At 42.8% G+C, this 10,515-nt stretch carries 11 protein-coding genes; 10 read left to right on the top strand and 1 reads right to left on the bottom strand.

Annotation, left to right across the window (positions count from 1 at the left end; translation table 11 throughout):
* Positions 1–175: 175 nt before the first annotated feature.
* The 3 genes from atpG to WCG05_04160 all read left to right on the top strand — a co-directional run bounded on the left by atpG (position 176) and on the right by WCG05_04160 (position 3,505).
* Positions 176–1,078 carry an ATP synthase F1 subunit gamma gene (gene atpG / locus WCG05_04170; protein MEI8321188.1) on the top strand — a complete coding sequence of 301 codons (903 nt, stop codon included), beginning with the start codon at positions 176–178 and terminating at the stop codon, positions 1,076–1,078.
* Positions 1,079–1,088: 10 nt separating this feature from the next.
* Positions 1,089–2,483 carry a F0F1 ATP synthase subunit beta gene (atpD, locus tag WCG05_04165; GenBank protein ID MEI8321187.1) on the top strand — a complete coding sequence of 465 codons (1,395 nt, stop codon included), beginning with the start codon at positions 1,089–1,091 and terminating at the stop codon, positions 2,481–2,483.
* Between the two features lie 77 nt (positions 2,484–2,560).
* Positions 2,561–3,505 (top strand): hypothetical protein, encoded by a 945-nt coding sequence (locus WCG05_04160; GenBank protein ID MEI8321186.1) that lies wholly within the window; start codon positions 2,561–2,563, stop codon positions 3,503–3,505.
* Here the strand turns inward: WCG05_04160 and WCG05_04155 are convergent.
* Positions 3,447–4,457, bottom strand: a complete 1,011-nt coding sequence (locus WCG05_04155; protein ID MEI8321185.1) for a nitronate monooxygenase — start codon at positions 4,455–4,457, stop codon at positions 3,447–3,449. The genes WCG05_04160 and WCG05_04155 overlap by 59 nt on opposite strands.
* A 74-nt stretch (positions 4,458–4,531) precedes the next feature.
* Here WCG05_04155 and ubiG point away from each other — a divergent pair, with 74 nt between their 5' ends.
* From ubiG to WCG05_04120, 7 genes are all read left to right on the top strand, one after another.
* Complete coding sequence (gene ubiG / locus WCG05_04150; GenBank protein MEI8321184.1) at positions 4,532–5,272, top strand: bifunctional 2-polyprenyl-6-hydroxyphenol methylase/3-demethylubiquinol 3-O-methyltransferase UbiG; 741 nt, start codon at positions 4,532–4,534, stop codon at positions 5,270–5,272.
* A gap of 27 nt (positions 5,273–5,299) precedes the next feature.
* Positions 5,300–5,656 carry a DUF4280 domain-containing protein gene (locus WCG05_04145; protein MEI8321183.1) on the top strand — a complete coding sequence of 119 codons (357 nt, stop codon included), beginning with the start codon at positions 5,300–5,302 and terminating at the stop codon, positions 5,654–5,656.
* A complete protein-coding gene (locus tag WCG05_04140; protein MEI8321182.1) occupies positions 5,653–6,474 on the top strand; it encodes a hypothetical protein in 822 nt (273 codons plus the stop codon). The genes WCG05_04145 and WCG05_04140 overlap by 4 nt, the downstream gene beginning before the upstream one ends.
* A gap of 119 nt (positions 6,475–6,593) precedes the next feature.
* Positions 6,594–7,736 carry an ATP-binding protein gene (locus tag WCG05_04135; GenBank protein MEI8321181.1) on the top strand — a complete coding sequence of 381 codons (1,143 nt, stop codon included), beginning with the start codon at positions 6,594–6,596 and terminating at the stop codon, positions 7,734–7,736.
* Between the two features lie 130 nt (positions 7,737–7,866).
* Entirely contained in the window at positions 7,867–8,214 is a 348-nt protein-coding gene (locus tag WCG05_04130; GenBank protein ID MEI8321180.1) for a YraN family protein, read from the top strand.
* Between the two features lie 9 nt (positions 8,215–8,223).
* Entirely contained in the window at positions 8,224–8,970 is a 747-nt protein-coding gene (locus tag WCG05_04125; protein ID MEI8321179.1) for a BON domain-containing protein, read from the top strand.
* A gap of 15 nt (positions 8,971–8,985) precedes the next feature.
* Entirely contained in the window at positions 8,986–10,509 is a 1,524-nt protein-coding gene (locus tag WCG05_04120) for a YifB family Mg chelatase-like AAA ATPase (GenBank protein MEI8321178.1), read from the top strand.
* Positions 10,510–10,515 lie beyond the last annotated feature (6 nt).

The raw sequence follows: 10,515 nt of genomic DNA, 5'->3' as shown, positions 1-10,515 counted from the left end.
CTCCCCTTAAAAAAATCATACCTTTCCTGCCTGATACGTCTATCATGTTTCCCTGCTTAACAGGCTTCTCTGGCCCTTTCTTTTACTATACTAATAGAGGTGTGTGAAACGCAAGATTTAAATCCTACTGGCATAATTTTGAAATCTGATATAACCTGAGGCTCATAGGACATAAATGGCAACACTCAAATTTCTAAAAACCCGTATCCAAAGCATTAAATCTACGCAGAAAATTACTTCTGCCATGAAAATGGTGGCATCCTCCCATTTCAGAAAAGCAGAAACCCGGTTGATTTCGTCAGCGTCCTATGCGGCTAGCTTGGATCAAATATTGCAGGCTGTCCTAGAAAATTGCGATTTACAGGGAAAAGATATTTCCTATCTAACAAGAAAAAAATCTGCCAACCCGAATCATTTACTGATCATTATGTCAGGAAACCGAGGTCTGTGTGGGGGATATAACGCTACCGTTAGCCGTAAAGCCAACCAGATACTAGAGGACTTGATTCAGCAGAAAAAAAATGTGACTGTCATTGCTTTTGGATCCAAATCTTTGTCAGGCCTTAACCCCGTTTACCGATCTTTAGTAACCCATCATTTTGATGATAAACAATATGATAATGCTGAAAATGTACGTATGGTACTTGATCGGATTATTTTAGAGCTTCACGAGAAAAAATTTCAAACCTGTTCCATTGTTTACACATCTTTTCAAACCATTATGACGGCCAAGGTGACTCACCATCCCCTTGTGCCTTATGAATCCAGCATTTTATCTCATAGTAAAAAACATAAGACTGTGCATCATAATGCCAAGGGGCCATTATTGTTTGAAGTTGAACCTATAGACGAAAAATTCTTAGACTTGTTTTGGGCGCATCATTTAAAATCTCAAATTTATTTTGCCCTATGCGACGCCCTGTCAAGCGAACACAGTGCCCGCATGATTTCTATGGATGGGGCTACTAAAAATGCGAAAGAGATGTTAAATAAGTTAGAACTTTTATATAATAAAACCCGTCAAGCCACGATCACGAAAGAGCTGATTGAGATTGTGGCCGGCTCAGAATCGGTGTAAGGACATAAGAATGAATATTGGAAAGATTGTACAAATTGTTGGTCCCATTGTAGATGTATATTTTCCCAAAAACTTGCCAGACATTTTGAATGCCTTGGAAGTTGATAAAAATGGGGAAAAACTTGTGCTTGAAACAACCCTTCATTTAGGGGCCAATAAGATTCGGGCCATTTCTATGGGGCCGACCGAAGGATTAAGCCGTGATCTTGATGTTCATGATACAGGAGCGCCTATTTCTGTGCCCGTTGGTCGAGAGACCTTAGGGCGCATTATGAATGTGGTGGGTGAACCCATCGATAACAGGGGCCCCCTTAAGTCAAAGGCGAAAATGTCTATTTATCGGCCAGCTCCCTCATTTGTTGAACAGTCTACAGAAACTGAAATTTTAACTACAGGCATTAAAGTTATTGATTTGTTGGCCCCCTATTCCCGAGGTGGGAAAGTTGGTCTTTTCGGGGGCGCTGGCGTTGGTAAAACCGTTTTGATTATGGAATTAATTAACAACATTGCAAAAGCGCACGGGGGCTATTCAGTTTTTGCGGGGGTAGGAGAAAGAACTCGCGAAGGAAATGACTTGTACAACGAAATGATTCAGTCCGGAGTCATTGATTTAGAGGGCAATAATTCTAAGGCTTCCTTGGTGTATGGGCAGATGAATGAATCTCCTGGGGCTCGTGCTCGGGTTGCTTTGACGGGCCTTACGGTCGCGGAATATTTCCGTGATCACGAACATCAAGATGTTCTATTATTTATTGACAACATTTTCCGTTTTACCCAAGCGGGATCAGAGATTTCAGCTTTGCTTGGCCGTATTCCCTCAGCCGTGGGGTACCAATCAACTTTGGGTACAGAAATGGGTGAGCTTCAAGAGCGTATTACCTCAACGGATAAGGGATCTATCACCAGTGTGCAGGCTATTTACGTGCCAGCCGATGACTTGACGGACCCAGCCCCCGCAACATCCTTTGCCCACTTGGATGCCACCACCGTTCTAAGCCGTAAAATTGCTGAGCTGGGGATTTACCCAGCGGTTGATCCTTTGGATTCCACATCTCGCATTTTGGAACCCCGTATCGTTGGGGAAGAACACTATGATGTGGCTCGCAAGGTGCAGGAAATTTTACAAACCTATAAAGGCTTGCAAGACATCATTGCTATTCTGGGCATGGACGAACTATCTGAACAAGATCGTTTGATCGTCATGCGGGCCCGAAAAATTCAGCGTTTCTTTTCCCAACCCTTTCACGTGGCCGAGGTCTTTACAGGACAACCCGGTGTTTTCGTGTCTTTGACCGATACGATTCAAGGATTTAAAGGCATTGTTGAAGGTGCCTATGACCATGTTCCCGAAGCCAATTTCTATATGGTTGGGTCTATTAAAGATGTGTTGGCGAAAAAGATTTAATTATGATGATGCTATGGAATTTTTCAAAAGACATAATAATCCTATTAATCCTTCTGTTCTCCCTCGCAGGCAACGTGATGGCAGAATCAAAAAAAACCCTTAAAGCTTTTCCGGTGAAAAACTTTAAATCTATTACGATTGATACTGAAAAAAGCAATATTAAGATCACGAAAAAACCGTCTTCACCCTTTACCCAGGTTCAGTATACAAAACGCAATTTTAACGAAGACCATTGTGAGTTGATTATTGAAAACAAAGACGGACGTTTTCTAAGCATTCAGTCAAAAAGAAAAAACCCTCTGTTTTCTTCCCAAATTTCTTGTGAGGTTGATTTTGATATCACCGTTCCCAACAATCCCGCTGTTTCAGTAAAGGGAGGTCAAACTTCTTTAGAAACTAATGATGTGAATGCCCACATTCAAATGGATGTCGGGCAAGGGTCTTTAAGGGTAACGAATCCAACACAAATCAAATTATCTGGGGGACAAGTTTCTGTGAAAGCCACAGATGTTCAGGGGGATTGCGTCCTAGATGGGGGAACCTTAGATATAGATCTTATTTACAAGTCCCTTGTTCCCAATCAACGATTCATCAAAGTTTCCAGTGGCTCTTTAAGGGGAAAACTGACAGTTCCTTTGGGATCACAAGTTCATAATAAGATAAAATCAGCATCCCCCATGTCCCATACGATTGACAGGGGTGTATCCAATTTCGTGCTTGAGGGCAGCGCGGGCCTTGCCCAACTTTTGATCAGTACCGCTTCAACTAGTGAGCCTGCTATTGATACAGAACAGGAGGATGAAAGTCTTTATTTTGTTCCCGAAAAGCAAGAGCCAGTTCTTTTGGAGGAATCAGTTGCCCAAGATGCTTTGTTTGATAGCCGCGCCGCGACTGAAGAAATAATTGTTATGGATCTTCCTACACGAGCTAGTGTAGAACCATCGATCGAAGAGCCCAAAGGGCTTAATAGTGAGAATGCTGTGATAGAGATTTTAGGGCCTGTTCTATCAGCTCCTCTATAATCTCTTTGACAGGTTGTTCTTGGGTTACCATGACTACACTTTGGCCAGCCATAAGAGATCCATTTTCTACATCCCCATCAATAACAGCCCGACGCAAAGCACCCGCCCAAAATCGCTCAATTTCCAGCTGAGCATCCTTTTGGGACATTTCACCGTTCGTGAAAGCGTCGATCATCTCTCGTTGAAAAGCAATAAATTTATCCATCCCCTTATTAGAAATGGCCCGAACAGGAATAACTGGGAAACGGCTGTCTAATTGGGGTGAAACGGTGGCATCCCGCGCATTACTGCGAATAAAAGCTTCTTTAAATTTTGGGTGAGCTTGAGATTCTTTCGCACAGACAAACCGTGTGCCAAGCTGACATCCCGCTGCCCCCATTTTAAGATACGAAATCATAGCTTCGCCACGACCGATTCCCCCCGCTACAAAAACTGGAACTTCCGTAATGTGGGGCAAAATTTCTTGGGCTAGAACTGTTGTAGAAACGGGGCCAATATGTCCGCCCGCCTCCATTCCCTCAATCACCAGGGCATCCGCCCCCATGCGAATAAGCTTGCGCGCAATAATTAAGCCGGGGGCAAAGCACATAACCTTTATACCCGCATCTTTCAGTTTTGTGATCGAATCGGCCTGGGGAAGACCGCCCGCCAAAACAACATGAGAAACTTTTTCATCAATACAAACTTGAATTAGGTCAGATAACTGAGGGTGCAACGTAATTAAATTTACGCCAAAAGGTTTGTCTGTCATCGCCCGTGTTGCCCGAATTTCTTCAGCCAAAATTTCTGGCGGCATGGCACCTGAAGCCAAAATGCCAAAACCACCCGCATTTGAAATGGCTGACACAAGATTGCGTTCCGATACCCATGTCATGGCCCCGCCCATAATTGCATAGCGGGTTCCAAGAAAATCAGTACCTCGTTTCCATAATTTATTTAAAATTGTTTGCATATAATTCTTAAAAATAAGGATTTGAAATAATAGAGCTAATGTAGCACAATTAATAATAAAAAAAAGGTATTTTCATGTTTGCAAAAAACACACTTATTCAGGACGAGGTTAACCAATTCAGCAAGCTGTCTGATCAATGGTGGAACGAGACAGGTCCCTTTGCGCCCCTGCATCGCTTGAACCCCACACGTATTGAGTTTATTAAAAACACTATCTGCCAATATTTGAACAAGCCTTTTAACGGGACCCCCTTAAAAAATTTACGTATTCTGGATATTGGGTGTGGAGGTGGTCTTGTGGCTGAGCCTCTTACTCGATTGGGCGCCCAAGTCACGGGTCTAGATCCCAGCCCACAAAATATTCAGGCCGCCCAAGAGCACGCAAATTTAATGGGGCTGGAAGTAAATTATGTAACCGGATCTGTCGAAAATTTTATGGCTTCTCCCTTTGACATAGTTTTGGGATTAGAAGTCTTAGAGCATATTGATAACATTGATCTTTTTCTTGAAAGCGCCAGAAAATTGTTAAAACCAAAAGGGGTTATGATTCTGTCAACGTTGAATCGAACTGTATCTTCTTTTGTAGGAGGAATTATCGTGGCAGAACGTATTTTGAAATGGCTGCCTAAGGGAACTCACGAGTGGGATAGATTTTTGAAACCTTCTGAGCTTGATCATTTCTTAAAAAAGTCTGGCCTAAAATTGATAGAACTTCAAGGGTTGGGATTTCATTTATTAAGACGGGAATGGGTTTTGCAACCTAATTTAAATATTAACTACTTTGCGGTTGCGACACATCTGGAAAAGGGGCTGTAAGTGGATATACTTGCCACAATAGGAACGATGGCAACTTGTAGCATGGGGGCTGCGCCGTCTCCATTGATGTTTTTACCCCCCCCTGTTATAATGGCTCCAACACCTGCGGGCACTATTATGGCAATGATTCCTTTTGTAAATATTCTGCCTTTCGGGGTGTGTACAAGTTTGGCTAACCCTGAAGTTGCAGCAGCAACAGCAGCGGCTTTGGGTGTTCTTGTGCCCATGCCCTGTGTGCCTGTTCCCGTAAGTCCTTGGGCGCCTGGGTCGCCTAAAGTTATGTTTGGCCCTTTTCCTGCGTTGGGGGCTTGTGACACCATTATGTGTGCTTGGGCAGGGGAAATCAGCATGAGTGGCGCCGCCCAAAATAAGGTTTTTATATGAAGAAGTTTATTGGATTTTTAATTATTGGAGTGCTTTTTTTTGTTCTAGGCTACTTCATTTGCTACTTTCAAACACGACACCTTCATGTACAAGATACGGCGCGCACCCTTTTTAATATCGCCCAGAATCCTAAAGGTGCTTTGTTAGGAGACGATAAAAGTGCGGGTGCCGGCACGACTGATAAAAAATCTGATGGAAGTTCTGCAAGTGCCGCTGCCGGAGGACCTGGCAAAGATAAACCTGCTTCAACTACCGGAGAATCTTCATCCGATAAAGGGGATGGTTCCAAAAAAGAAGATGGCAAAACCTCTGGGGACAGAGATGAGCAAAATGATCAGAAACTTTTAGGTTCCTTGTGGGTTGTGAAAAAAGAAAGAACCGGAGAGTTAGCTAACAGAACGGGGGTTTTATATTTTGATGGAACATCTCCTTATGGAGTGCCAGAAGAGATTAAAGATGAATTGTTTGCATCAGAAAATATGCTTTATGTTCCCGCAACGGATTTGGGGCAAAACCGTCGAGTACAATCTAACAGAAAACTATCTGCAGGCCCTAATGCCCATTTTTGGCTTCAAGTGGGGGCGTTTCCCTCTTTTTTAAAAGCGCAGAAAGTCGGAGTTTACTTTTTGTCAAAGGGCTATGATGTGGATCTGTATCAGGGACAATATTCGGCCTCAGGCCCCGTGTGGTATTTTGTGCGTTTTAGACAGCTGGCCCCTCAACAGGAAATGATGAAACAAGCCAGGGTTATCCGAGAACTTGAAAACATTGTACCCTCTTTGGTGGAATACAATACCTTTGATAGAAGATTAAGGTAATACCCTCCTCCCCTATAAGTATCTCTAGAACATTTCGATAAAATATGTTATATATTTGGAGTGGAATCGAAAAAAATAGCATTATTTTTCGATTTGAATCGAAAAAATAGGAATTAATTATGGAACCATATCATAGAACACTGCAAAAACTTGTTGAAAAACAGCTCTATAAAGAAAAAGTTATCATTATTTATGGCGCCAGAAGAACGGGAAAAACGACCCTATGTAAAACGATTTTGGCAAATGCTGCAGAAAAAGGAAAAAAAACAAAATATCTGAACTGTGAACTTTTGTCTGTGAATCAAGAGCTTTCTACCTCTAACGAGATTGTTTTGAAAAACTATCTGGGAAATCTAGATTTGGTTGTCTTGGACGAAGCTCAACATATTGAAAACATTGGCCTGGTTCTAAAGATACTTGTTGATACTTATCCGGAAATTCAAGTGATTGCAACAGGGTCTTCGAGTTTTGATTTAGCTAACAAAACGGGGGAGCCTTTAACTGGGCGTGCCAGAAAATTTATCCTTTATCCTCTTTCTATCCAAGAATTGCACTCTCAATATGATCAGTTCCAATTGAATTCCTATCTGGATAAAATCCTTCGTTTTGGGCTTTATCCCTCTGTTTTTCAGGCTTCCGAAGAGGACGCGCCCATGGAGCTTGAAGAAATTGCCTCAAACTATCTCTACAAAGATATCTTGAGTTTTGAGAAAGTAAAAAGTTCAGAGACCCTCTCTCAATTGTTACAACTTCTAGCCTTACAGTTGGGCAATGAAGTGTCTTATAATGAAATTGGAACCCAGCTTGGGCTGGATAGTGCCACTGTTAAGCGCTATATTGATTTGCTAGAGAAGTGTTTTGTGGTGTTCAAATTAAGATCTCTTAATAGAAACCCCCGAAATGAAATCAAAAAAGGGCGAAAAATATACTTTTATGATTTGGGAATTCGGAATAGTTTAATTCGAAATTATAATCATCTTAAGCTTCGAAATGATGAAGGAGCCCTATGGGAAAATTTTTGTATTATTGAGCGCATGAAATACAACCAAACCCAAAACCGGCTGGTCAATTCTTATTTTTGGAGAAATATCAACAAACAGGAAGTAGACTATATTGAAGAGGCGGATGGAGAAATGAAGGGCTTTGAATTTAAGTTTTCACCTCACACTAAAATGAGATCCACAAAGACATTTTTAGAAAATTACACTCCCTCGACCATTCAAAGGGTAGACCAGTCGAACTATCTTTCTTTTCTTATGTAGCTAAGGGTATGTTTTGAAATTTATTCAAAACCGGAAAAATTAACTCGCACACGTTATGACTTTTGAAGTAATTGACCTAAACTCTAGCTTTTAATCTACTATTTTCTATAAACTCCTCTATATTATCCCCATGACAAATCAAAAATACAAATCTTGGAAACAGGGAATTTGGGCTGAAAAGGTGGCTCTTTGGTTTTTACGGGCGCAGTTTTATCAAATTTTAGAACATCGCTATAAGACCCCTATGGGGGAAATTGATCTGATTGCGCGGCGGGGAAAAACCCTGATTTTTGTTGAGGTCAAGCTGCGTGCCACCACAGACGAGGGGCTAGAGTCCATTTCTCTCCACCAACAAAAGCGAATCAAACGGGCCGCCGAAGCCTATCTGGTGCGGGCCCCTAAATTTGATGATCTGCGCTTTGATGTTTTCCTTGTCAAACCCTATGGCTTTCCGCTACATATAAAAAGTGCATTTTAAGGGTATAGTATGAAAGTTAAAAATCTGTGTTTTTTAAGCGTTTTATTGCTTCTTGGGGCTTGTTCTCCCTTTTCATTTTTTTCATCAGGCATGACCACCCTTGATGCCACATCGCAAGAGCGCGGACTGGGCGGATACGTGACAGACACAGAAATTCAAACCCGACTAAATGTGCTCTATTTTCAGCATGATCATATTTTACAGTATCGCATTAACATTGCCGTTTATGAAGGGCGCATCCTGTTAACAGGCGTATTGCCCACCAAAAAACTTCAGGAAGATGCCATTCGATTGGCCTGGCAAGTCCCCGGTGTTAAAACCGTTATTGACGAAACCATGGTGGGGGAAAAAAGAACTCTGGCGGAATATGGATCTGACAAGCTCTTAACAACTAAAATCAATGGCAAGTTATTTTTCGATGGTAAGGTCAGTTCCCGTAACTACGAAATTGTGGTGGTAAAGGGAATTGTTTACTTGGTTGGGTTAGCTTCTAATGAAGAAGAATTGAATCAAGTACTTGAACTTTGCCGCACCACAACAGGGGTTAAAAAGGTGGTGAGCTACGTGCGGTTGATGAATTTATATGAACGGCGGCGTCGGCAACTTTTTAATAAAAGAAAGGGCGAAAACCCCCTAGAACGCAATCAAAAAGAAAAAAAGATAGCTCGGGAACCTCATAAGGCTGAGGGCTCATGGGAGCAGGGACCTAAAGAAGAAAATTCTGATGAGGATCCCCTAAATAGAAAACATCCTTAAGACGGTCGACGTATCATGGTTGCAAAAATCTGGACAGTCGCTTTTCGGGGGATCGAAGTTTTAGATGTTGAGGTTCAAGTTCATTTTACCAGCGGTGTGCCCACCTTTCAAATTGTAGGATTAGCTGATAAAGCTGTGGCAGAATCACGGGAACGAATTCGTAATGCCCTACATGCTATTGGCCTTGGCTTTCCCATGAAAAAAATTGCTGTAAATCTGGCTCCCGCTTCCTTACAAAAAGAGGGCACCCATTACGACGTCCCCATTGCGTTGGCCATTTTAGCCCAGATGGGCATTTTGAACCCTCATGAACTTGAACACTATACGGCTGTTGGAGAATTGGCCCTTGATGGCACTATGCATTCGGTTGCAGGAGTACTCCCAGCGGCTTTTCAAGCGGCTAAAAACAACCGAAAACTCATCTGTCCTTCCGCCTGTGGGTCGGAAGCCGCCTGGATTGAGAATTTAGATATTATTGCCGCACCCAACCTTTTATCTTTGGTGAATTATTTTAAGGGAAATCAAGTTTTGGACAGGCCTGAACCCAAAATGCAAGAGACCTCTAAAAAGAGCGTTGATTTTAGCGAGATCAAGGGCCAAGGAACAGCCCGCCGCGTTCTAGAAGTAGCTGCTGCTGGTGGACACAATGTGTTGATGGTAGGGCCCCCTGGGTCAGGCAAATCAATGCTCGCTCAAAGACTGAGCACCATTTTGCCCCCTCTGGAACCGGAAGAAGCGTTAGAACTCAGCATGGTTTACAGTGTGGCTGGCATGTTGCGGGAAGGTAAACTTTTAACTCAACGTCCCTTTAGGGATCCGCATCATTCTGCCTCAGTCCCCGCTTTGGTAGGGGGTGGCATTAAGGCGAAACCGGGAGAAATTTCCCTGGCCCATAAGGGGGTATTGTTTCTGGACGAATTGCCCGAATTTGAAAGCCGAGCTTTAGAGGCCTTGCGCCAGCCCCTGGAAACTGGATACACAGTCATTGCGCGCGCTAACTCTCATGTGACCTACCCCTCAGAAATACAGTTTATTGCGGCCATGAATCCGTGTCGCTGCGGATATATGGATGATCCTTCCCGAGCGTGCGTGCGTGTGCCAATCTGTGGCCAACAATATACCAGCAAAATTTCTGGACCCTTGTTAGATCGCATGGACATGCATATTCATGTGCCTGCCCTAAAGCCCCAAGAACTATCCGAAATGGCTGAGGGTGAATCAAGCGAATCTATTCAAAAACGGGTCACCAAAGCCCGCCTATTTCAAAGAAAGCGGTTGGAGAAAATGCTCGATCTTCTTGAGGGTCGCCCCCATCATATGGTGAATGCAAAATTATCAGGGAAATTATTAGAGGCAGTTTTACAGTTAGATCCAGAGGCAGAAACTCTGGTTCATCAGGCAGCGGATCGTTTTAAATTATCAGCTCGCAGCTATTACCGAGTTCTAAAAGTTTCCAGAACCATTGCGGACATGGACGAAAGCAATCAAATCAGAAAGAATCATGTGGCTGAAGCTCTTTGCTATCGCCAGATGATATAAAAAAAC

This window comes from Alphaproteobacteria bacterium (assembly GCA_037146715.1).
GTDB lineage: Bacteria > Pseudomonadota > Alphaproteobacteria > UBA7879 > UBA5542 > JBAWWO01.
Note: the sequence above shows the minus strand (reverse complement) of the source record. Positions and strands in the feature narration are given on the sequence as shown.

Excerpts from the sequence above, each read along its gene's own strand:
- atpG (MEI8321188.1), top strand. The coding sequence starts at position 176 with ATGGCAACACTCAAATTTCTAAAAACCCGTATCCAAAGCATTAAATCT.
- atpD (MEI8321187.1), top strand. The coding sequence starts at position 1,089 with ATGAATATTGGAAAGATTGTACAAATTGTTGGTCCCATTGTAGATGTA.
- WCG05_04160 (MEI8321186.1), top strand. The coding sequence starts at position 2,561 with ATGGCAGAATCAAAAAAAACCCTTAAAGCTTTTCCGGTGAAAAACTTT.
- WCG05_04155 (MEI8321185.1), bottom strand. The coding sequence starts at position 4,457 with ATGCAAACAATTTTAAATAAATTATGGAAACGAGGTACTGATTTTCTT.
- ubiG (MEI8321184.1), top strand. The coding sequence starts at position 4,532 with ATGTTTGCAAAAAACACACTTATTCAGGACGAGGTTAACCAATTCAGC.
- WCG05_04145 (MEI8321183.1), top strand. The coding sequence starts at position 5,300 with ATGGCAACTTGTAGCATGGGGGCTGCGCCGTCTCCATTGATGTTTTTA.
- WCG05_04140 (MEI8321182.1), top strand. The coding sequence starts at position 5,653 with ATGAAGAAGTTTATTGGATTTTTAATTATTGGAGTGCTTTTTTTTGTT.
- WCG05_04135 (MEI8321181.1), top strand. The coding sequence starts at position 6,594 with ATGGAACCATATCATAGAACACTGCAAAAACTTGTTGAAAAACAGCTC.
- WCG05_04130 (MEI8321180.1), top strand. The coding sequence starts at position 7,867 with ATGACAAATCAAAAATACAAATCTTGGAAACAGGGAATTTGGGCTGAA.
- WCG05_04125 (MEI8321179.1), top strand. The coding sequence starts at position 8,224 with ATGAAAGTTAAAAATCTGTGTTTTTTAAGCGTTTTATTGCTTCTTGGG.
- WCG05_04120 (MEI8321178.1), top strand. The coding sequence starts at position 8,986 with ATGGTTGCAAAAATCTGGACAGTCGCTTTTCGGGGGATCGAAGTTTTA.